24 protein-coding genes are annotated in these 20549 nt (G+C 52.9%); 6 read left to right on the top strand and 18 right to left on the bottom strand.

Annotation, left to right across the window (positions count from 1 at the left end; all coding sequences use genetic code 11):
* Positions 1-12: 12 nt before the first annotated feature.
* The 4 genes from MKX51_RS12870 to MKX51_RS12855 all read right to left on the bottom strand — a co-directional run bounded on the left by MKX51_RS12870 (position 13) and on the right by MKX51_RS12855 (position 5192).
* Positions 13-1740, bottom strand: coding sequence for a cache domain-containing sensor histidine kinase (locus MKX51_RS12870; RefSeq protein ID WP_340992629.1), 1728 nt, complete (start codon positions 1738-1740; stop codon positions 13-15).
* A gap of 186 nt (positions 1741-1926) precedes the next feature.
* On the bottom strand, positions 1927-2790 hold the full coding sequence (locus tag MKX51_RS12865) for a carbohydrate ABC transporter permease (RefSeq protein WP_036729216.1): 864 nt from the start codon (positions 2788-2790) through the stop codon (positions 1927-1929).
* A complete protein-coding gene (locus tag MKX51_RS12860; RefSeq protein WP_340941242.1) occupies positions 2787-3740 on the bottom strand; it encodes a carbohydrate ABC transporter permease in 954 nt (317 codons plus the stop codon). Before MKX51_RS12860 ends, MKX51_RS12865 begins: the two co-directional genes overlap by 4 nt.
* A 99-nt stretch (positions 3741-3839) precedes the next feature.
* The gene (locus MKX51_RS12855; protein ID WP_340992628.1) at positions 3840-5192 is read right to left on the bottom strand and encodes an ABC transporter substrate-binding protein; all 1353 of its coding nucleotides are present in this window, start codon (positions 5190-5192) and stop codon (positions 3840-3842) included.
* Positions 5193-5376: 184 nt separating this feature from the next.
* Here MKX51_RS12855 and MKX51_RS12850 point away from each other — a divergent pair, with 184 nt between their 5' ends.
* The 3 genes from MKX51_RS12850 (at position 5377) to MKX51_RS12840 (ending at position 6388) form a co-directional block, all read left to right on the top strand.
* Complete coding sequence (locus MKX51_RS12850) at positions 5377-5778, top strand: hypothetical protein (RefSeq protein WP_340992627.1); 402 nt, start codon at positions 5377-5379, stop codon at positions 5776-5778.
* A gap of 88 nt (positions 5779-5866) precedes the next feature.
* Positions 5867-6079: a hypothetical protein gene (locus MKX51_RS12845; RefSeq protein WP_209873220.1), complete on the top strand. Its 213-nt coding sequence runs from the start codon at positions 5867-5869 to the stop codon at positions 6077-6079.
* Between the two features lie 3 nt (positions 6080-6082).
* A complete protein-coding gene (locus MKX51_RS12840; RefSeq protein ID WP_340992626.1) occupies positions 6083-6388 on the top strand; it encodes an HNH endonuclease in 306 nt (101 codons plus the stop codon).
* Positions 6389-6539: 151 nt separating this feature from the next.
* On the opposite strand, the gene MKX51_RS12835 is transcribed toward MKX51_RS12840, so the two are convergent.
* From MKX51_RS12835 to MKX51_RS12815, 5 genes are all read right to left on the bottom strand, one after another.
* Entirely contained in the window at positions 6540-6698 is a 159-nt protein-coding gene (locus MKX51_RS12835; RefSeq protein ID WP_340992625.1) for a hypothetical protein, read from the bottom strand.
* 189 nt (positions 6699-6887) lie between these two features.
* Positions 6888-7574 (bottom strand): MerR family transcriptional regulator, encoded by a 687-nt coding sequence (locus tag MKX51_RS12830; protein ID WP_340992624.1) that lies wholly within the window; start codon positions 7572-7574, stop codon positions 6888-6890.
* A gap of 5 nt (positions 7575-7579) precedes the next feature.
* The gene (locus MKX51_RS12825) at positions 7580-8218 is read right to left on the bottom strand and encodes an Hsp33 family molecular chaperone HslO (protein ID WP_340992623.1); all 639 of its coding nucleotides are present in this window, start codon (positions 8216-8218) and stop codon (positions 7580-7582) included.
* Between the two features lie 174 nt (positions 8219-8392).
* Positions 8393-8755 (bottom strand): hypothetical protein, encoded by a 363-nt coding sequence (locus MKX51_RS12820; protein WP_340992622.1) that lies wholly within the window; start codon positions 8753-8755, stop codon positions 8393-8395.
* Between the two features lie 26 nt (positions 8756-8781).
* Positions 8782-9783, bottom strand: coding sequence for an aldo/keto reductase (locus MKX51_RS12815; RefSeq protein WP_340992621.1), 1002 nt, complete (start codon positions 9781-9783; stop codon positions 8782-8784).
* Positions 9784-10074: 291 nt separating this feature from the next.
* Here MKX51_RS12815 and MKX51_RS12810 point away from each other — a divergent pair, with 291 nt between their 5' ends.
* Positions 10075-10746 (top strand): tetratricopeptide repeat protein, encoded by a 672-nt coding sequence (locus MKX51_RS12810; protein WP_340992620.1) that lies wholly within the window; start codon positions 10075-10077, stop codon positions 10744-10746.
* Between the two features lie 84 nt (positions 10747-10830).
* On the opposite strand, the gene MKX51_RS12805 is transcribed toward MKX51_RS12810, so the two are convergent.
* The 7 genes from MKX51_RS12805 to rpiA all read right to left on the bottom strand — a co-directional run bounded on the left by MKX51_RS12805 (position 10831) and on the right by rpiA (position 18191).
* Positions 10831-11976 (bottom strand): DUF4179 domain-containing protein, encoded by a 1146-nt coding sequence (locus MKX51_RS12805; RefSeq protein WP_340992619.1) that lies wholly within the window; start codon positions 11974-11976, stop codon positions 10831-10833.
* Positions 11973-12506, bottom strand: coding sequence for a sigma-70 family RNA polymerase sigma factor (locus MKX51_RS12800; protein WP_340992618.1), 534 nt, complete (start codon positions 12504-12506; stop codon positions 11973-11975). Before MKX51_RS12800 ends, MKX51_RS12805 begins: the two co-directional genes overlap by 4 nt.
* Before the next feature lie 198 nt (positions 12507-12704).
* Positions 12705-15863, bottom strand: coding sequence for an MMPL family transporter (locus MKX51_RS12795; protein ID WP_340992617.1), 3159 nt, complete (start codon positions 15861-15863; stop codon positions 12705-12707).
* A complete protein-coding gene (locus MKX51_RS12790; protein WP_340941260.1) occupies positions 15860-16312 on the bottom strand; it encodes a MarR family winged helix-turn-helix transcriptional regulator in 453 nt (150 codons plus the stop codon). Before MKX51_RS12790 ends, MKX51_RS12795 begins: the two co-directional genes overlap by 4 nt.
* Before the next feature lie 222 nt (positions 16313-16534).
* On the bottom strand, positions 16535-16975 hold the full coding sequence (locus tag MKX51_RS12785; RefSeq protein WP_340941262.1) for a GNAT family N-acetyltransferase: 441 nt from the start codon (positions 16973-16975) through the stop codon (positions 16535-16537).
* Positions 16976-17035: 60 nt separating this feature from the next.
* Complete coding sequence (locus MKX51_RS12780) at positions 17036-17542, bottom strand: VanZ family protein (RefSeq protein WP_340992616.1); 507 nt, start codon at positions 17540-17542, stop codon at positions 17036-17038.
* Positions 17511-18191 (bottom strand): ribose-5-phosphate isomerase RpiA, encoded by a 681-nt coding sequence (gene rpiA / locus MKX51_RS12775; RefSeq protein WP_340944572.1) that lies wholly within the window; start codon positions 18189-18191, stop codon positions 17511-17513. The genes MKX51_RS12780 and rpiA overlap by 32 nt, the downstream gene beginning before the upstream one ends.
* 125 nt (positions 18192-18316) lie before the next feature.
* Between rpiA and MKX51_RS12770 the strand changes: the two genes are divergently transcribed.
* Entirely contained in the window at positions 18317-18514 is a 198-nt protein-coding gene (locus tag MKX51_RS12770) for a hypothetical protein (protein ID WP_340941266.1), read from the top strand.
* A 34-nt stretch (positions 18515-18548) separates the two neighbouring features.
* Here the strand turns inward: MKX51_RS12770 and MKX51_RS12765 are convergent, their stop codons facing one another.
* Positions 18549-19103 carry a macro domain-containing protein gene (locus MKX51_RS12765; RefSeq protein ID WP_340992615.1) on the bottom strand — a complete coding sequence of 185 codons (555 nt, stop codon included), beginning with the start codon at positions 19101-19103 and terminating at the stop codon, positions 18549-18551.
* A complete protein-coding gene (locus MKX51_RS12760; RefSeq protein ID WP_076074512.1) occupies positions 19087-19650 on the bottom strand; it encodes a hypothetical protein in 564 nt (187 codons plus the stop codon). The genes MKX51_RS12765 and MKX51_RS12760 overlap by 17 nt, the downstream gene beginning before the upstream one ends.
* 134 nt (positions 19651-19784) lie before the next feature.
* On the opposite strand from MKX51_RS12760, the gene fsa reads away from it, so the two are divergent.
* Complete coding sequence (gene fsa / locus MKX51_RS12755) at positions 19785-20432, top strand: fructose-6-phosphate aldolase (protein WP_036694437.1); 648 nt, start codon at positions 19785-19787, stop codon at positions 20430-20432.
* Positions 20433-20549: the final 117 nt, after the last annotated feature.

Here is a 20549-nt window from a genome sequence, read left to right as displayed (position 1 = left end):
GGCTTCTCCCCCTCATGTCGGCTGTATCCTCGGAATCCGGATGCAGATGGCTGATCCGAAGCTCGGTGAAGAACAGACCAGAATACCATAGGGATTGCCGAACCGGATGTTCAGGCGCTCATGCACATTTTTCAGCCCAACCCCGCTGTCGCTGTATTTCTTGAGATTGCTCCGCTCCTTGTTCCACTGGCTCATTAGCACCTCAAGATCGAAGCCCGGCCCGTTATCCTGCACAATAATGATAATATCCTTGCCGTTCTCCTGAGCGGTGACTGTAATGGTCCCGTGCTCCTCCATCTGCTCAATGGCATGATACAAAGCGTTCTCCACAATCGGCTGAACAATCAGCTTCTGGGTCATCACGTATTTCAGCGGCTCAGGCAAGTCCAGCTCATAGGAGAATTTGTCCTCGAACCGGAACTTCTGGATATCCAGGTAATGGCGGACATGCTCGAACTCCATCTGCAGCGGGATCAGCTCCTGATTCTGACTGATGCTGATCCGCAGCAGCCTGCCGAGCGAGATGACCATTTTGCTGATATCCCGGTTGCCTGCCAGCACCGCCATGGAGTTGATCGATTCCAGTGAATTATAGATGAAATGCGGGTTGATCTGGGCCATCAGCGCCTGCATCTCCGCTTCCTTCTTGCGTCCCTGCTCGGTCTGGACCTGGTCAATCAGCTCATTGATCTGCGAGCTCATCCGGTTGAAGCCGTCAATCAGGGAATCGCTCTCATCATTGGCCCGCAGCGGTACCGGAATCGGGGTGAAGATCCCCTGCTTGACCCGCTTCATGCCGTTCACGGCACTGTTAATGCTGCGGACAAGCCTGCGGATGAAATAACGGTCGAACAGGAAGGCCGACAGCAGCGACACCATCCCGAGAATAATCGCAATATTGCGGATGGAGACCGATTCGGAGGAGATCAGGTTCATCGGCGTAATGGCCGCCAGATACCAGTCCGCGTTATGTGAAGGCAGGAAAGTGATCAGTGACCGCTCCCCCTGATAATTGTCAATGTAATAGTCCTGCTCCTGGTTATAATTCTCCTGCAAAAAAGGAAAATCCGTCCGTTCCCCGATATGCTCCCCGGACTTGTTAAAGACGATATTGCCCTGCTTGTTGACCAGCAGGATATCCCCTTTCTTCAGGGTCGCAGCCTCCCAAAAAATCTGATCGAGCAGATCCGGCTTCACATATACAACCAGATAGCCGATATCCTCCAGCGAATAATAGTCCTTAATCACTCTGGCATGGACCAGCACCGGCTTATCGCCGCTGGCCGAGCCGTTCTCTCCGGGACCGGACCATATAGGACGCCCTTCGGCACCTTCCATGGCTCCGAACCAGACCTGCTTGTGCATATCTGCAAAAGACATCGGCGCATTGTATTGATACAACAGCCGGTCTTTCCCGTACAGGCTGAACGAGGTGATCATCGGATGATTAATCAGCAGGTTGTTGATTTCCTGCTTGCGGTCATAGGTAAGGACGAAATTCTGCTGCTTCAGCGACTGCTGGATCGCAGGCTGCGTGATCGCTGAATTGGTGATCGATGAAATCTCACTGAGGGCGAACTTCAGCTTGCGGTCCGTCTCGAGCAGGGAGATCCAGTAGAAATTACTTGATTTCTTCTCCATAGCATTCGAATAATTCACATACGTCACAATCCCCATGACAATCACGGGAATGAATACTAGAAGAATAATAGCGAACAAGATTTTGCGGCGGAGCTTCATGACGGGTCCCTTCCTCCTGCGGTCTCTGTCCAAATAGAAGAATTCATAGGTTTCACACGATTACTTATCCTTCTATTTCTCGCTGAAACGGTACCGTCCTTACAAAGGACGGCAAAGCCGTTTCCACTTGATTATTATTCTTCACAGCATTCTGTAAATCCTCTTACATACCAAATAGACAGAGAGTTAACTCTTGATGGCACCTGAAGTCAGTCCGGCGATCACCCAGCGGCTGAATAACAGGAAGACAACCAGCAGCGGCAGCGTGGCCGTGAAGGTAGCGGACATAATCATCCCGTAATCAAGCCCGTCACGTGTAGTGAACAGCTGCTGCAATGCAATCTGAATCGTGAAATGCTCCTTGTTCTTCAAGACCACCAGCGGCCAGAAGAAGTCATTCCATACCGTCATGAAATTCAGAATACCCAGGGTAGCCATCGCGGGTGTAATGACCGGAACGGCAATCCTCCAGAAAATCCGGAAGTGGCCTCCCCCGTCAATACGTCCGGCTTCAATCAGCTCGGTAGGCACGGCCGAGGAGATGTACTGCCGCATCCAGAAGATTCCGAAAGCATTTACCATAGCCGGAACAATCAGCGCCTTGAAGCTGTCGATCCAGTGAAGCTTGGCCATAATGACATAGGTTGGCAGTACGCCGAGCTGCTGGGGAACGATCAGGGTGGCAATAACGAATACGAACAGCACGTTTTTACCGGGGAATTCATATTTGGCAAAAGCATACCCGGCCAGCGTACAGAAGAACACGACCGAGACCGTCACCATGGACGAGACGAACAGCGAGTTGCCGAGCGCCTGGAAGAAGTCCGATTTGTCCAGCACCCGCTTGAAGTTCTCGAAGAACTGGTCTCCGATGGTCAACAGCGGCGGTACGTGGAATACGGCTCCCTTGTCATTGGTCCCGACCACAAACATCCAATAGAACGGGAAGATGGAGACCAGTGCTCCGAGAATCAGCAGAAGATAGAAGCCCAGCTTGCCGAAGAAGCCGAGATCATCCGGTTTTTTTCTGAACATACGCAGTGTGCTCACGCTTTTTTCCCTCCAGTCTGTCTGCCGCCGCCTCTGGAGATCAGCATATTGAGGACAGAGAACAGAATCGTAACGAGGAACAGCAGAACCGCTGTAGCCGCCGCTGTGCCGAAGAAGCCGTTGCGGAAGGCCTCACTGTACAAATAAGTAACCATCGTAATCCCTTCCTGCCGGGTAGATCCGGTGCCGGATTGGCCGAGGAAGACATAAGGCTCGGTGAAGAGCTGCAGCGCACCAATGGTGGATTGCAGGGACACGAAGATAATGAACGGCTTAAGCAGGGGCAGTGTAATGAAGAAAAGCTGCTGTCTGCGGTTGGCCCCGTCGATTTTGGCCGATTCGTACAGATCCATCGGAATACTCTGCAGGCCCGAGAGGAACAGGATCGCATTGTAGCCCGTCCAGCGCCACATGACCATCGTGGAGATGGCAATTTTGACCCCCCACCAGCCGGAATTGAAGGCCATGCTCTCTACCCCGATTCCGTTAAGCAGCCAGTTGATCATCCCGTTATTGCCGAACAGCGTACTGAATACCAGCGTAACCGCCACGATCGAAGTGATATTCGGCATGAAATAGAGGATGCGGAAGGTCTTCTTGAACCGGGTCATCCCCGAATGCAGCAGCACCGCCAGAAGCAGCGCAAGCATAACCTGCGGCACAGTACCCATAAGCCCCATAATCAGCGTGTTGCTGAAAGAGATCCAGAACGTCGGGTCCGTGGTGATCAGCTCGAAGTTTTTGAAGCCCACATATTTCATTGGACCCAAGGCGTCCCACTTGAAGAACGATAAATAGAATGTGAAGAAGATTGGATATAGTCCGAATATCGAGAACAGAATAAAGAACGGTGAAATGAAAGTATACGCAGTGATGCGGCTCCGTCTTTGTTCAGTGAAGAAAGGTCGTTTGCTCTCGGCATGCGGACTCGTAATTACGGGCTCAGCCATGTCACACCTCCAGAGAATTCATATCTAAATCCGGATTCACAGAGAGATTGCTCCGTGAATCCGGACATTTGGGGAAGTCTGTTCCCCGCATATTACAGGTTAGCCGCGTTCTGCAAGCGTTTTTGACTGTTTGACAGCATCGTCCCACTCTTTGGCCGGATCGGCTTTCTTCTCCAGCACGTTCTTCAGCGCATTCTTGAAGAAGGTATCGGTCTGGTCATGCAGTGGTCCGTAGTATACCGGCTTCACGCGGTTAGCCGCTTTGCCGAATTCCACTGCCGTCTGCTGTCCGCCGAAGAAGTCATCCTTGAAATCCACGAACGCAGGATCTTCGTACAGTGCAGGGATAGAAGGCATCAGGCCTTTGGTCTTGAAGGATTCCAGCTGGTTATCCTTGTTCACGAGCCACTGGATGAAATCATAGGCTTCCTTGGAATGCTTGCCTTCCTTCGGCAGCGTGATGAACGAACCGCCCCAGTTACCGGCGCCCTCAGGAAGCTGGGCAATTTTCCATTTGCCGGAGGAGTCCGGAGCGTTGCTCTTGATATTGCCGGCCATCCAGGCCGGACCCATCACGACAGCGAACGATCCATCGTTCATGCCTTGGCCCCATTCAGGCGACCAGAGCATGACATTGCTGATCCAGCCTTCTTGAATGCCTTTAACGGTAAAATCATATGCTTTCTTCACCTGCGGATTGGTATCGCCGATGAAGCTGCCGTCTGCTTTGCTGAAATAGATCTCGTCCGCCGACTGGTCACGAAGCGCATTGTACGTCAGGTCGGTCAAGTCGGAGAAATACTTTCCGGTCTTGTCTTTGAACGCTTTCGCTACAGTAGCGAATTTGTCCCATGTATCGATGGCTGCGCCGAAGCCCTCAGGATCGGCCGGCAGGCCGGCGGCTTCAGCCAGGTCAGTACGGTAGTAGACTACTGTCGGGCCGATATCCGTCGGAAGTCCAAGCTGGAAGCTGCCGTCGATGGAGGAAGCCTGCTTCCATTTCCAGTCGAGATAGTTGGCCTGGATGTCTTTGGCTCCGAGGTCGTTCAGGTTGTAGAATTTGTCCTGGGCTCCCAGGAAGCGTTCCATGAAACCGATCTCAAGCTGGAAAATGTCAGGTGCGCCTGAACCCGCCGAGAGTGCTGTGGTCAGATTGTTGTGGTGGGCCGTCTGGTCACCGGTATTCTGAATTTTAATGGTTACGTTAGGGTGTTCCTTGGTGTAGGCAGCCGCCAGCTCTTCATAGTTCACGTTGCCCAGCGTCCAGAATGACAGCTCGACCTTCTCTGCCTTGTCTCCTTCAGCTGCGGATGCTGCTGTGCTTGACGCGTTGTTACCCGTATTTCCTTCCGCAGACTTGTTGCCGCCGTTGTTATTTCCTCCACATGCCGCAAGTGAGCTCATGAGCATGATGGAGACCAGCGCGAGCGCCAGGTTCTTTGTTTTTTTCATTCCTCTGTACCCCTCTCAAAGGTTTCTTTTACAAGATTTAGTGTACCGTAGGCCACGATTTTTTTTGAGGAGGCATATTGCCGATTTATGGTGGAAATTATTCTGATTATCCCCCGTGCAGTAGCTTACCTTCCATTCCCTGCGGGTAAATAATGTATTAGTTACCAGGAAAGGAGCTTCAGCGATGAAGAAATTAATAATCATAGTTCCCGTGCTTATTGTGCTGATTGCCGCGCTGGGCTGGTACGGGTACACGAAGCGCTCAGGCACCGCAGCAGACATCGAAGGCAGGTGGGCCTTGTCTTCCGGAGACACAGGCTGTTATACGACAGTCCGTTTTGTTGCGAACCCTGCTACTTCTGGAGACGCCGTCTCTATAGAAGAGACTAGCGGGAACGTTGTACAGATGTCTTATGGAAATTATTCAACCGGCAAAAATCAGTCCCTTGAGGTGCAGCTGACCAACCCGGAAGCTCCTGCTTTCTCCGTCGAGGCCGAAAGGAAGGATGAGGTTCTTACCCTTCAGTACGATATTCAAGGCACTCCGTCCTCCTGTACTTATAAAGTGACGGAGCTGACCAAGTAAGTGTTAAGTGGATTTCCGGCAGGCAGACGGGTATACTGATCGTATTTGCTGCAACTGAAGTTATCCCTAACTAAAGGAGATTTATTCCATGCCCATCAACCGACCACTACTCACTGACCAGGATCTGCAGGAAGCGATTGACCGCAAGCTGCCCGTCCGCGTCTTCCAGGATGACCATCTGGTGAATTCCGGCGCTACTATAGTGCGGTTCACGGATTCGGATGTTGTGATCCAGTCGCGGGTCAGTGATCTGACTTATTACTCGCGCAGCCGCTGTGAATTCTTCGAAGTCCGGCCTTAAGATATGACTGCCCGGGCCTTGGACACGTGTGAGCTGTGCGGCCGTTCTCCTCTTGCAACTACCGTTCATCATCTGATCCCCCGCGAGAAAGGCGGCAGCCTGCTCCCGACGGCCCTTCTGTGCAAGGCTTGCCACCGGCAGATTCATGCCCTGTATACCAACAGCGATCTCGTTGTTCTTGGCCTTACGACACTGGATAGCCTGCGCAGCGACCCGCAGATTGCCGCTTATCTGAAATGGATCATGCGGCAGGCGCCGGGCTCGGAACCGAAGCTGCGCAAATCAAAGCACGTACGAAGCAAACGTTAACCTGCCGGATGGCAGGTGCGCTCATGTCCAGGACGCAGCAAAAAGGTGCCTTCCGAGTTCCGGGAGGCACCTTTTTGCTGCTTTTGCTGAATACTCTATGATTTGCTGCGATGTCTTCTGCATAAAATAGTTCTGCGGTTCTATTGCTTACTTATTTCTTCATGTCGCCATAGCTGCTCAGCTTCTCGTTCAGGACTTCCTGAAAGCTCTTGACCTTATCTTCCTGTCTCTGCACTTTGGGGTCGAGAACAGGCTGAGGTCTAAAAAACTGATGATTAAAAGCCATAAGGTTATGTACGCTCATACTCATTGAAGTTCAACCTCCTTCCATAATCTTCACCTTATTTGCGTGAGTGCGAAGCATCTTATCCCTTATATAAACCGCTCTTTCCAATCCTAAACAGTTTTATCTGAATTTTAGGTGAGGATGCTATACATTTATCCAATTAAAAAGAGCAAGCGGTTCCCCTCATGGAGAATCGATGCTCTTTGTTACGGCTTACAAGCCGGTATCATACTCATCAATCAACTGGACTAAATAGCGGTAATTTTCCTGCGTGATCCCGAAAGTGTTCGCCGGATTCTGCTGATAATATGCCTCTGATTTCTTTACCGTATCCTCCGGTACCTGATTTGCCTCAAGAACATTCTTTTTCCAGTATTGAACACATTTTTCCGCTCTATCATCTTTTGCAGACAAGCGGTGTTCAGCACAGAAATTCAATTCCTTGATGAAGGTATTCCAATGCTTGAGGTTAAAGGAAGCCGGTTTGCCTTTTGGAGAATCGCCTGTAGCCGGCAGCTGTGAAAAAAGCGGAAGAATATAAGGGGTTACGTCCTGTCCCTCACTAACCTTCTCCTCGAGAACGGACAGACGCATGAATCGAAGCTGCAGATCCGATAGCACTGTCTGAATCCTGTCTTTTTCCTCACGGATAAAGAGCCTGACGTCAAAGCTGTCATTGTTAAGATATTGCTGAATATCGCTGAGCGTCATCCCCATATTTTTAAGTGAAAGAATAACAAACATGCTGGAGAAGGAATCTGAGTCATAAAAGCGGTGCCCCTGCTCATTGACATAGGCCGGAGTGAGAACCTTTATGTCATCATAATACTGCAAGGTACGCACACTAACCCCAGTCAGCTCTGCAAATTCTTTGGTTTTAATGTATTTTTCCATAGTCATACACTCTACTCTATCGTATTTTCTGAGATCACCTTTGCTAAACAGGACAACCTCCCGGGAACCTGCCCCCAAGGCAGTTGTCCCCATTCCTTAGCTTGATATACCAGTTCATAAGCAGCCTTTCCCATCAATTGGTTATCTGCGAAGGGTAAGGGCTGCATCAAAATCCCCCTGGAAGCATTGTCCTCACCGAGTATAATATGACTTGGAAGCTGCTCGCTCTGTACTGTAAAGTGAGAAAACAGCATAACAACGCTATCCATATACGCTTCAACTGTACTAGTGTGTATCCCTGTCTCCCAATTCCCTGTCGTTACCGAGACCACAGATTTATCGTCAAACAGATCAGCGGCTGTCCCGTCAAATTCATTAATTTTAGCACTATACTCCATAGTAAACTTCGCATCAGAGATCTGGCAAAAAATTGAGACGCCTTGAGAAAGGCGGAAAGAAAAACTTATTTTAGAAGGGGCATCATTGATGGAAGATAATAATGCACAATTCGTTATGGTCTCCTGCAAAAGGCTGCGCATTCCGGTTGTGCCGGTAAACGCATTTAATGCTTTTACAGCTATCTGACGGGTATCCGCAACTGCCATTCTGAAATCTTGGTTCACGGACAGCATTCTTACAATATTGTTCATTTCTATCACCTCTTACACCAATCGTACTGTATCACGTTACGTGATACACAACCCCTGATTGATACAAGTGGAAACGGCTTTGCCGTCCTTTGTAAGGACGGTACCGTTTCAGCGAGAAATAGAAGGACAAGTTATCGTGTGAAACATATAATTTCTTATATTTTTAAGAATGACTTATAACGAAAAATCAGTCACACCTTTCTTGGCGGCATACTTCAGTGTATAGGTTCCTCCGCCCTCAAAAGGCATCGTGGCGATGCTGATGCGGGTATAGTCAAGCCTGTGCTCTTTGAGCACTCTTTTAACCATAGCAATTCCGCGTGCTTCATCCGTCACTACACAGAAGAGGTTAAGCACATATTTTGCCGGGTCGGCTACGCCCTTCCCCAGCTCAAAACCATCTACATAACCAAGTTCGGCATCCGCCAGGAACAGATTCAGGTATTCGGTTACTTTGTCTCTAAGCCATTCATCACGCTTGCTTCCCTTTGCGCTCTTCAAGGGATACTGTACCACGAGCCAATGCTTCTCATTCATTTGTGTTCACCACCAGACTTATTGGGTTACTTCTTCAAGGCAGCCCAGGAGGCCTCGTTCAGCAGCTCCAGCTCCTCCGTCTCCAGCTGGAAGGTCATGGCACCGACATTCTCCCGGGCATGACGGACCTTGGACGCGCCGGGAATCGCAACTACAGTGTCGCCATGATAATAAATCAGCCAATTCAGTGCAATCTGTCCCGGTGTGCACCCGTATTTGTCAGCCAGTGCGGTCAGGGAGGTGATCAGCGGCTTGCTGCGGGCCAGGCTCTTGTCGTCCAGGCCGGACATCATCCGCCGGGACCGCGAGACGGCAGCCACCTGCGACGGATCGCTATGGAAACGGCCGGTCAAGATGCCCTGCTGGAGCGGGGAATAGGCGATGATCGAGATCCCCAGCTCCTTGGCCGCAGCCATGATGCCGTTCTGATCGATGCTGCGGTGCAGCAGATTATATTTGACCTGATTGGATACGAGCGACAGACCGTAGGTCTTTAGCAGCCGGTGTGCTTCTGTCATTTGCTTGGCGGAATAATTGCTTACCCCGACATACCTGATTTTGCCGGCCTGTACCAGTCCTGCCATTGCCTTCATCTCACTGGCAATGGAGGATAACGAGAACGGCTGGTGAATCTGGTACAGATCAATGCCTCTGCCACCAAGGCAAGCGATGCGCTGGTCGATAGTAGAGGTGATGGAGCCTGCCGTCCGCAGCATCGGCCACCATTTGGTCGCAATCAGCGGAGCCGCATGCGGGCTGCCTTCCTGCTGAAGCTGATCCAGTACATGAGCGAGCGCCTCCTCCGACTTGCCGCCGCCATAGATTTCTGCCGTATCCACCCAGTTCATGCCGCCTTCCAGGCTGACCCGCACGATATCCAGAATCTCCGCGTCTGTGATATTGCTCCAGTAACGGCCTACGAATCCTTTGCCCCGGCTGAACTGCCAGCAGCCCAGGCCAAGCGGCGATACCGATAACTCAGAGCGTCCCAGAGGACGCAGCTGGACCTTGCTTGCCAATGTCTCCACGGTTCATCCTTCTTTCCAAGTGTTAGTTGAATACACTGTTATATAAGAGCCAATATAGCGATGAGACAATCTGACTGTACACAAAGCTTATGACTTCCGCAGCAGGCTGTCAATGACAGCAGTGCAGGCAGGAGCGGGGGGTTTATGGATCACCTGAAACTGAGGAACGGCCCCATCCTCTTTTATCGTGGCTTCAAAAAAGGATGATATGGTATAATTACCCTGCCTATTCATATCCAATTTGCAGGAAGCGCAATCGAACCACACACGTAACGGAGGGAATTCATATTCATGATTAAAATTCTAGGTTTCCTGCTGCTCTACCGGCTGCTCGGCAATCCTATTCTGGCCCTAGTTATTCTGCTGGTCGTTCTGTATTTCGTGGACCGCCGTTATGTCGGCATCCTGCCCAGCTTCTCCAAGCCCTTCCGCCGCAGCCGTCAGATGTCCAGACTGCGGACGGCCATTGCCCAGAACCCGAACGATGTCACCGCCAAATTCGATCTGGCCCGGCTGCTGATTGAACGCAAGCGCTACAGCGAGGCCAAGGAGCTGCTGACCGCCATCGCTGACCGTTATGAGACTTCCGCCGAATACTGGGTGGAGCTCGGCTATGCGAACCTGAAGCTGGGCCAGCTTGCCGAAGGCGAAGCCCAGATGCTCAAGGGGCTGGACATCAACCGCCGGGCGCAATACGGGCAGCCTTACCTGCGTCTGGCCGAGACCTTCCGGCATATCGACCAGGACAAGGCGCTGCATTATGTGAGCCAATTCCAGGAGATCCAGACCTCCTCCAGCGAGGCTTATTATCTGGCCGGGTCGATGTATAAGGCGCTGGGCCGGACAGACGATGCTAAGCGCGCTTTTGAGGAATCGCTTGCGGTCTACCGTTCCTTGCCCAAATACAAGAAACGCCAGGAACGCGGCTGGGCGCTGCGCAGTTATTTTGCGAAGCCGCGGTGAGCGGCAGACTATAGGCATATAGTCTCTTGACCGCAGAACAACCTCCGGCTGCTGCATGTTACAGTGGCCGGAGGTTGTTTTATTTTAAGGTATAGGGACGGTCATCTCAAGCTCGGGGATGTACTTCTTCCCCCCATCCTTTAATGTAACGAAAGACTTAATAATCACACGCTCCGGCCTATTCTCAAAAGGTTCAAAGACCATACTGTGTGAGAACGTATCCCCTTCACCGCTGCCGCTTCCACTAACAAAAACAGCCTTTTGCCCTTGATCATCCCACAGCTCAAACCCGATCATTAATATCCCCGCATTCTTGTATTTATCTGGAATGGCTTCCTCCATCGCCTTGAGATCCGCGCCAGGGTCTCCCTTAATTTCGGTTAGCAAACGGGTCGATGTCTGGCTCAGTTCCAGCCGTGTGTAACGGAGATGGATATGATCATGTACCTTGGTCTCCCCAGGGCCAAGAACAAGGTCGCCCAGAGTATTCTTGCTAACGGGAAACTCAAAGCGAAATGGCTCATCCATTCCATCAATAAGGACTATCATAGTAAGGTCAAACTGGTCAGGGATTTGTAGATTCGGTCCATCCAGTGCTGAAACAATGATAGAGTCAGGTGCGCCGGCACCTCCCTGGGCAAACCCGAATCCGGTATTTACCATTTTCCCGTTCACCAAAAACTCGATATTATTTATTCCGCCTGCTGGCTGCCCCCTGCGGGTCAATAAATCCCACCAGCCCTCCTTTTTTTGATCCTCCTTTGCCTGAACACGGGTCAGCACCACCGAGAAGCGGCTTCCGTCATACATTTGTTCCGACACCTTGAGAGTCATTCCATCCAGAGTGACACTCTGCTCAACATTTGTGGTTAACCCTGCTTCATTTGCTTTTCGCAGCCCGGCATCTCCTGCAAGCTGGAATACGCTTGACATGAACGGTAACTGCTTCAAGGTCTCTGCCATGGCAGGGGAGATGAATCCCAGGCTAATCAGGAGCACCAGCCCTCCTGCCACAGATGCTGCACTGATCATCACCCGGGACAGCCACCGGGGCATTCTTTTACGTCTAACGGTCTCTTGATGTTCTGAAGCCGCCTCAAAGCTTGCCTCATCCTTTCCACTGATGATCCGGTAAGTCTTCTCCATACGCAGATGCACAAGCTCCGGCAGTTCAGGAAGAGTCTCTTCCTGAAGGTCTGCCAGCCTGCTCTCCAACCGCTGCTGGCTCATCCGTTCACCTTCCTTTCTACAGGTTGCTCCAGGGATTGCTGTAACGTCTTACGGGCGCGGTGCAGCCTGGTCTTGACAGCACTCTCTGACAGCTCAAGCAGCCCGGCAATCTCCTGCACAGTTAGCCCCTGATAATAATGAAGCTTAACAATGGTCCTTGATATCTCTTCCAGCCTGCCAATGGCCTGACGAAGATCCATCTCTTCTGCAAACGAAGATATGGCTTGTACGCTCTCCGGAGGATTTGACATGACGACTACCCTTTCCCGTTTGCGAAGAATCAAGTTGCACTCGTTGATCAGAATACGAAACAGCCACGTGTTGAAATAAGCCGCTTCTTTCAGTCCAGAGATTGCTTTAAAAGCTTTCAGTACAGTCTCTTGCATCGCGTCTGCACAATCCTCATCATTCGTTACCATAGACTTGGCCACACTGTACATCCGCCGCTCCTGACTTTTCACCAGTTGGATGAAGACCTCGCTGTCCCCAGCCTGGGCATGCCTGACCAGCTCCTCTTGTCCGGTATTCAAATATGATTGCCTCCCCTCTTCCGGGAAGCCGCCGCATCCCTCATTCATTACTTCCATATGCTCTTTAGATGAAGCACAAGCCGATAAGGTTACATCAGCATGGTGATTTTTTATTTTTTCTGCGTAAACAGCCAAAGAGCAGGCTCCATTTAACAGGAAGCCTGCTCTTTATTGTTTCATCTCTTGTAATACTGAACATTACATATCCAGTGATTTCGGGTGATCCTCCCCGGCCGCCGGACGGAACGGCCACCAGTTGGCCCGGCCGAACATCCGCACCATCACCGGCACGAAGAACGGCAGGAATACCAGTGCATACAGTGCCAGACCGGACAATACAACCGTCGCAATCTGCATCATCGACAGTACCCCGGAAGGGTACATTGAGGCGAAGGTACCGCCCAGAATCACTACAGCCGAGAGAATCACGGTCCCCATATTGCGCATGGCGTGCAGTATGGCTTCCCGCACATCCCAGGTTTTGTTCTCATTGAAGCGGTCCATCAGGAAGATACTGTAATCCACCCCGAGGGCAATCAGCATCACGAAGCTGAAGAACGGCGTCGTCCAGGTAATTCCCGAGTAGTTCAGCAGATGCACGAAGATCGCTTCAGTGATGCCCAGTGCCGTAAAGTAAGTGATTAACAATGAGGCAATAATATACAGCGGCATAATCATCGAGCGGAACAGCACCACCAGAATGATGAAAATACCGCTAAGCATCAGAATTACTGTACGCGTGTAATCTTCATTGGAGATGGTCTGCAAATCATTGTAGGTGCTGGTCACGCCGCTCATGGCTGTCTCCGCATTCGCAAGCTTGGTGCCGGCCACGGCACGGTCCACCGCTTCCTGGATCTGTCCGACGCTGTCAATAGCCTTCGCGCTGTATGGATTCCCGGCGAAGACCACATCCAGGGTCATAACCTTGCGGTCCCCGGACAGATAGGTATCGAATACCTGCTGCATGCCCTTGGCCTCAAGCGCCTCTGCCGGAACCAGGAACCCGCTCAGCTCATCATCCTTGGCATCCTGAATCTGCTTGAGATAATCCTGCGCCGAGCTTAAGCCTCCGGTGATTTGTCCCAGACCGTCCGCACTTTGCGTCAGTCCGTCCGTCAGCTGTCCAAGCTGGCCCGTAAGCTCGCCGAACCCGTCAGCAAGCTGTTTCTGCCCGCCTTGCAGCTGTGTAAGCCCGGTGGTGATATCCGGAAGCTTGCCGACAATCTGCCCTTGGCCGTCAGCCGCCTGCTTCAGCCCGGACTGCAGCTTGCCGATACCGGCTACCAGCTGATCCAGCCCTTTCGCCAGCGCAGCCTGCCCCGCTGCCGCTTTGGAATACCCGGCGTTGGCCTCGGTCAATCCGGCCGCCGCTCCGCTCAGCTGGGCCGAGATCTGGCCCAATCCTCCGGCAAGTCCCGCAGCTCCCGTACCGCTCTGCGTAACTGTACCTTTGATCGTCTGGTAATTCACATCCTGGAGCAGCTCTGGATAGGCGGCTTCCAGTCCGGTGAAGGAAGCTCCCAGACCGTTAAGCGCATCTGCCACGCCTTGAAGCTGTGTCTGCAGACCAGTAAGACCTCCGTTCAACGCTGTCAGGCCGCCGCCAATCTTCTTGTACCCTTCGAGCAGCGCGGCATTGGCCTGTGCCAGTTGCTTCGCACTGTCTGCCGCCTGCGCCAGGCCGGCTTTGATCTCTCCCGCTCCGGCCCCGCCGCTGCGGATACCCTCCTCGATCCGCGTTAGGCCATCGCCCAGCGCGTCAATGCCTTTTTTCAGCTCAGCCGTTCCTTCTGTCAGCTTCGCGCTGCCCGAGGCGGCCTCGGCAAGCTTAGGCCCATTATCCTTCAGCTGCTTGCTCGCTTCGCTCAGCCCGCTCTGGATCTTGGTTAACCCTTCACTGCTCTGATCCAGACCGTCCGCCAGCGTAGCCACCTGAGTAGGAATCAGGAAGTCATTAATCTGCTCCCCGGTAGGCCGGGACATGCTGCGCACAGCCTTAACGCCATCGACCTTTTCCAGCTCGCGGCTGATCTTCTCTGCAAGGCCCATGTACTCAGCAGTGTCCATCCGGTCGTCATTCTTGATGACAATCTTGCCCGGCATGGATTCACCCGGTCCGAAGCTCTCCGATATAATATTGAACCCTTTGACCGAGGCGTAGTTAGGCCCGATCTCATCCATGCTGTTGAAGCTCAGCTTCCCGCTGTAGGTGAGCAGGAACGGTGCCACAACCGCAGCCACGATCAGCAGCGCGGCCCAGGGTCTCTTCAGCGAGAACGAACCGGCCGCTCCCCAGATCCGGCTCTCACTATGCTCCAGCTTGCCGCGGGAGGGCCAGAACATCTTAGGACCCAGCACCGCCATGAAGAACGGCACAACGGTCACAAGTGCAAGCAGCATCACCGCTATGCCGACAGCCACCGCTACCGCCGAACGGTAGAGCATGAACTTGGACAAGCCGATCGCCACGAAGCCGACAAAGACCGCCAGCCCTGAATAGAACACCGTTCCGCCAGCCTTCCGGTAAGTGGCGATAATGGCGCTTTGCGTATCCTCCGACTGGGCAAGCTCCTCCTTGAACCGGCTGATCAGCAGGATACAGTAATCGGTCCCGATCCCGAACATGACAGCGACCATGAAGATCTGTGTGAACGTCGAGAGCGGAAAGTCAAAGCGGTCCACCAGGAACGCGACAACCGACTGGGACACGATATAACTCAGCCCCACCGTCAGCAGCGGCACGAACGGAGCCACGAACGAACGGAACACCACGAACAGAATCAGCAGAATAAACACGACCGTGATGTATTCCGACTTTTTCAGACCGGCTTCCGAGCTGGCAATCGTATCCTCCGTGATCAGTCCTTCGCTGGTCATATAATGCTCCGCCGTAACGTTGCCCAGCAGCTCAGCAGACTTAGCCGGGAGTTCCTTGACTGCCTCCTCTCCGCCTTGCACCGACAATGCGACCATAATCGTCTTGCCGTCCTCCGCAATCAGCGTATCCTTCAGCTCAGGCTGTGAGAACGGATCTGTAATCGCGCTGAGCTTCAGGGAATCCTTGTTCCCGGCCAGCTGCTCCACACCCTGCTTAATACTCTCGGTGTCTGCGGTCGTCAGCCCCTCCGGCTTATGGAACACCAGTGCAACCTGATGTACCGTTTCCCCGTCTTTGGCCGCAGCGACCTCCTTCATAATCTCCGCAGCCCGCGATGAGGTGTAGCCAGCCGGAACAGCGATCTGACCCTTCTCGCGCACCAGATCGGACATCCCGGGAGCCGTGAGGAATAGCACAACCGCCACAGCCAGCCACACCGCGATAACCGCCCATCTTGCCTTCAAAATCGTTCTCAATTGCTTCTCCCCCCTGTATCCTGCATCAGAAATGCCAGCTTCTCAAACATCGTAATAAACAGCTCTATGTTGTCATCCTCGAAGTGGAACAAGTATGGGGAGATCACCTGCTGCATCTGCTTCTCAGAGGTCTTGTAGACGCTCTGTCCGTACTCCGTCATGGTCAAATACACCTGCCTGCGGTCATTCTCGTCCCGGGTCCGCTGAATCATCCCGGCTTCATCCAGCCGGTTGATGATGGCAGTAATCGAGCTTTTGCCTACGGCGACTGCTTCAGCCAGGTACGTGGAGGTACACCTCTCCTGTCCGCTGATCAGCCTGAGAATCAGGAATTGGTCCGTTGTCAGACCTTCGCCAAAAATATCCCGGAGCCGCGCATTGATCTGCCTCGTAACGACCATATAAGCATCTACGTAGCGGTTGATCCATTCTTCTGCGTCTTTCTTCAATGCTGCTTCCGCCTTTCCATATTAGTTCACGTGTCGAACTGTTTCACAGTAAAACTATATTGTCCTTTGCGTTAAAAGTCAACTGGTTTCATGAATTTTACATTGATATTCATCAGGGGGATTAAATACGCCTCATGGACGCAAAAAACCACCCTGCACGCAAAGTGCTGAGTGGCTATTGTGAATTTCACCTATTGCATCTCCCGATACCGTCCTGGCCGCTTACTCCTCGTCCTCCGTCTCTTCCACCTCATAGACACAGCGGAACATTTCGATGCCGGCAGCGTTCTCGCCCAGGCTGTACACCATGAAGCCCAGACTGCGGTAAAAGTCAGCGGCAATCTCGTCCTCGGTCTCCGCTACCAGATAACGCGGTTGACGGGAGGTGACGAGCTCAAGGATCATGCCGCGCGCATACCCTTTGCCCCGGTTCTCCGGGAGCACTGCGATATGGCGGATGTCGAGCGAGCCGTCTTCGGTCTCTTCGTAGCCGGTCAGTCCGACCAGCAGCCCGTCCTCCTCCCAGCCGCACAGCTGCATGGCCGCAAGCTTACTGTATTCCTCCGAAGTGCGGACCAGCGCATCCGGGTCATCTATAACCGCATAAGCCAGCAGCTCATTCACCTGCGGTGTGCCGACAAGCGGCTTCAAATCAATCAACATATGTCTCATCCTCCTAAAAGTATACCTGACCCGAAATTATACCTGACCCGGGTGCCTCCGCTATCCCCGCACCAGCCGCAGCAGTGCATACCCTGTCCACACACCCAGCAGGTTAAGCAGCAGATCATCGATATCCAGACTCCCGACATGCAGCAGCATCTGCAGCAGCTCCAGCACCATAATGCCCAGTACAGACAGAAGCGTAAGCCGGATAAAAGAGCGGTAGCCGGTCACCACCAGCGGAAGCAGAATGCCAAAAGGCGCAAATACCGCCACATTCCCCAGAAGGTTCACCAGCCTGTTAGCATACGATAATCCATTGGTCATGTCAAAGTATAAACGCACTGTCCGCAGCGGTTCAAGATTGTAACGGAGCGGCCCGTCCAGCTGAACCGTCCGTCCGAACCCGATGAACATCCAGTACAGCAGCATTCCGCTATAGGCAATCAGCAGCAGCCAGGCCAGGAACCGGCGTCCGGGTGGAAGCGCCTGCTTGACTGTAGCGGCCTTCCCCTTCCGGCGGCTTGTACGCGGCTTAGCGATCCTGGCCACCTTCAATAATCTCAATCGTGCCGTCACTCTTGCCGATAATCGCCAGATCTGCAATTCCGATGAAGAGGCCGTGCTCGACAACTCCCGGAATACGCTGAAGGGCAAGCGCCAGCTCTGCGGCCGATTCAATCGCTTCAAACCGGCAGTCCGCAATATAATTGCCGTTATCCGTCTTGTACAGGTCTTCTCCGCTGCGTCGCAGCTCCGTTGTGCAGCCCAGCTTAGCCAGAGCGGCAACCGTCCACTCCCAGGCGAACGGCACAATCTCCACCGGCAACGGGAACTTCCCGAGCGTGGTCACCGCCTTGCTCTCATCGGCTACAACGATCATGCGGGCGCTGCCCATAGCGACAATCTTTTCCCGCAAAAGCGCACCGCCCCCGCCCTTAATCAGCTGCAGCGCCCCGTCCAGCTCATCCGCCCCGTCAATCGTCAGGTCGAGGCTGTCCACATCACTGAACGCTACCAGCGGGATGCCCAGCTCACGGGCCTGATCCTCAGACGCCTGTGAAGTAGCAACGGCTGTAATCTGCAAGCCCTCGCTTACCCGTTCCCCCAGCTTGCGGATGGCCCAGTAAGCAGTGGAGCCTGTTCCCAGGCCCACCTTCATACCATCCTGCACATATTCGACTGCCTTCTCTGCTGCCAGCTGCTTCACATTGATACTCATTTTATTCCCTCCATGTTATCCGTTATAATGAACGAAGTGGAATCGGCTGTGCCTGTCCACAAGGAATTCTTATCCTTACTAATCAGCCTGAAACTAATAATTCATCAGGAGGCATCGGCATGAGAACCGAGAACCAAATCCAATCCAAAATCAACGAAATGACGCTCCAGCGCAGATCCCTCGAGTCGCGGCTGGCTCCCCTGCCCCCCGGTGACCCGCAGAGGGCCGCGCTAGACGCCCAGCTGAACAGGCTGGAAGATCTGATTCTAATGCTGGAATGGGTGCTGAACGCACCCGTAGGCAAGTATCACGCCTGAGTTCCGGGCTTCTGCCCCGACAGGCTTTTACCGTTCAGCTATAATTCCCGAGCATGGCCCCGTACAGCCCGGCATTCTCATGCTCGAAGCAGACGAAATCAATCTGCCGCAGCGGGAGCTCTGCCGGGCTCTTCGCGCGGACATACCCAATGACTGATTCCAGCGCCGTCTTGCAGGCCAGCTCCTTCGGGAAGCTGTAAACACCCGTGCTGATATTCGGAAAAGCGAGGCTCTTCACCCCATGGGCGCAAGCCAGATCAAGGCTGCTCTTATAGCATCTCGCCAACACAGCCGCTTCACCAGCCGTACCGCCCTTCCAGATCGGCCCCACCGTATGTATCACTCCGCGAAAAGCAAGCCGTCCCGCACTGGTGAGCGCTGCTTCGCCGGGAAGAATACCGCCCTGCTTCCGGCGGATTACCGCACATTCCTCTGCAATTTCCGGGCCCCCGGCCCGGTGTATAGCCCCGTCCACTCCCCCGCCTCCATACAGACCGGAGTTCGAGGCATTGACGATCATCTCGCCCTGCCAGGAGGTAATGTCGCCTTCATGCACCGACAGGATTACATCATTAACGTTGATCTGCATAGCTGGTCTCCTCCTTCGCCGCAGTCTCCAGCGCCTGAATCAGTTCCTTCTCACCCCTGCGGGCAGCCTTCCCCAAAAAAGAAACATACGTAAGCCGGCCCCCCTGCACTGCGGCCTGGCGGAGAATGCCCAGCATATAATTCTGCGCATCAGATAACACCAGCTCACCCGTACCAGCAGCAACCCTGCACAGGGCACGGGTTGTTCCCGCCTCTGCCTCCGGCAGGTCCTCTTCCCCGGGCTCAACCACCGTGAATTGGAACAACGGCACCGCCTCCGGCAGCTCCTCGCCCGCAGAGAACCTCTGATTATATACCGAATACATCAGATTGCCGGTATGCGCTCTGGAAGCATCCGTCTCTTGCTCCGCAAGAATTCTGCTGTTCTGATATGCAATAATTCCGGCTGTGACCAGCAGAAACAGCACCACTCCCGCAATTAAAGTATACATCCCTGTCACCAGCCCATCGCCTGTAATGAACAATACCGCTTCTATAGTATCATGGACAGAAGTAACCGTGAATGGTCCCACCCGCGTAAAAACCATTTTTTGCGCCGATTCCATAAAGTTATTTTGAGAGATTCAAATTAACAGTTGAAACTTCACGTGGCATGTCTCATAATGAAGTGGAGCCTGCTGTTTTGTCAAATCCATACGAAATCAAGGGAGGATACCTGGAAATGAAATTTTTCTTGGATACCGGAAATATTGAGGAAATCAAACGTATTACCCGCCTCGGATTAGTGGATGGCGTAACGACGAACCCGTCGCTGATCGCCAAGGAAGGCAGATTGTTTAAGGATGTAATCAAGGAGATCGTAGCTATTGTCCCTGGTCCTGTAAGCGCTGAGGTTATCGGCCTTACGGCTGAAGAGATGCTTAAGGAAGCTTACGAGATCGCAGAATGGGCTCCGAACGTGGTCATCAAGCTGCCTATGACCGAAGATGGTCTGGAAGCTTGTTATGAACTGACCAAAAAAGGCATCAAAACCAACGTAACCCTCGTATTCTCCGCTGCTCAAGGCCTCATGGCCGCCAAGGCAGGAGCTACTTATATCAGTCCGTTCGTCGGACGTCTGGATGATATCGGTGTGGATGGCATGAAGCTGATCAAGGATCTGAAGACGATCCTGACCAACTACGACCTGAAATCCGAGATCATCGCCGCCAGTATCCGCAACATCGCCCATGTGGAGCAAGCGGCCATTGCCGGTGCTCATATCGCTACCATCCCGGGCTCACTCCTGCCATCGCTCTGGAAGCACCCGCTGACCGACAATGGTATCGAACGCTTCCTGAAGGACTGGGAGAAGGTTCCACAGGTTTAAAACAACATAGCTTACTGTTCAAGCCCCCTTCCGCATCATGCGGAGCGGGGCTTTTTTGGTGTTGTCAGATTGGAAGGACGCATTCATCCTTGACTCATTTACTTGTTATGCTTATAC

The organism is Paenibacillus sp. FSL M7-0420 (assembly GCF_038002345.1).
In the GTDB taxonomy this organism is placed as follows: Bacteria; Bacillota; Bacilli; order Paenibacillales; family Paenibacillaceae; genus Paenibacillus_AQ.
Note: the sequence above shows the minus strand (reverse complement) of the source record. Positions and strands in the feature narration are given on the sequence as shown.

Excerpts from the sequence above, each read along its gene's own strand:
- MKX51_RS12870 (WP_340992629.1), bottom strand. The coding sequence starts at position 1,740 with ATGAAGCTCCGCCGCAAAATCTTGTTCGCTATTATTCTTCTAGTATTC.
- MKX51_RS12860 (WP_340941242.1), bottom strand. The coding sequence starts at position 3,740 with ATGGCTGAGCCCGTAATTACGAGTCCGCATGCCGAGAGCAAACGACCT.
- MKX51_RS12855 (WP_340992628.1), bottom strand. The coding sequence starts at position 5,192 with ATGAAAAAAACAAAGAACCTGGCGCTCGCGCTGGTCTCCATCATGCTC.
- MKX51_RS12850 (WP_340992627.1), top strand. The coding sequence starts at position 5,377 with ATGAAGAAATTAATAATCATAGTTCCCGTGCTTATTGTGCTGATTGCC.
- MKX51_RS12845 (WP_209873220.1), top strand. The coding sequence starts at position 5,867 with ATGCCCATCAACCGACCACTACTCACTGACCAGGATCTGCAGGAAGCG.
- MKX51_RS12840 (WP_340992626.1), top strand. The coding sequence starts at position 6,083 with ATGACTGCCCGGGCCTTGGACACGTGTGAGCTGTGCGGCCGTTCTCCT.
- MKX51_RS12835 (WP_340992625.1), bottom strand. The coding sequence starts at position 6,698 with ATGAGTATGAGCGTACATAACCTTATGGCTTTTAATCATCAGTTTTTT.
- MKX51_RS12830 (WP_340992624.1), bottom strand. The coding sequence starts at position 7,574 with ATGACTATGGAAAAATACATTAAAACCAAAGAATTTGCAGAGCTGACT.
- MKX51_RS12825 (WP_340992623.1), bottom strand. The coding sequence starts at position 8,218 with ATGAACAATATTGTAAGAATGCTGTCCGTGAACCAAGATTTCAGAATG.
- MKX51_RS12820 (WP_340992622.1), bottom strand. The coding sequence starts at position 8,755 with ATGAATGAGAAGCATTGGCTCGTGGTACAGTATCCCTTGAAGAGCGCA.
- MKX51_RS12810 (WP_340992620.1), top strand. The coding sequence starts at position 10,075 with ATGATTAAAATTCTAGGTTTCCTGCTGCTCTACCGGCTGCTCGGCAAT.
- MKX51_RS12805 (WP_340992619.1), bottom strand. The coding sequence starts at position 11,976 with ATGAGCCAGCAGCGGTTGGAGAGCAGGCTGGCAGACCTTCAGGAAGAG.
- MKX51_RS12785 (WP_340941262.1), bottom strand. The coding sequence starts at position 16,975 with ATGTTGATTGATTTGAAGCCGCTTGTCGGCACACCGCAGGTGAATGAG.
- MKX51_RS12770 (WP_340941266.1), top strand. The coding sequence starts at position 18,317 with ATGAGAACCGAGAACCAAATCCAATCCAAAATCAACGAAATGACGCTC.
- MKX51_RS12765 (WP_340992615.1), bottom strand. The coding sequence starts at position 19,103 with ATGCAGATCAACGTTAATGATGTAATCCTGTCGGTGCATGAAGGCGAC.
- MKX51_RS12760 (WP_076074512.1), bottom strand. The coding sequence starts at position 19,650 with ATGGTTTTTACGCGGGTGGGACCATTCACGGTTACTTCTGTCCATGAT.
- fsa (WP_036694437.1), top strand. The coding sequence starts at position 19,785 with ATGAAATTTTTCTTGGATACCGGAAATATTGAGGAAATCAAACGTATT.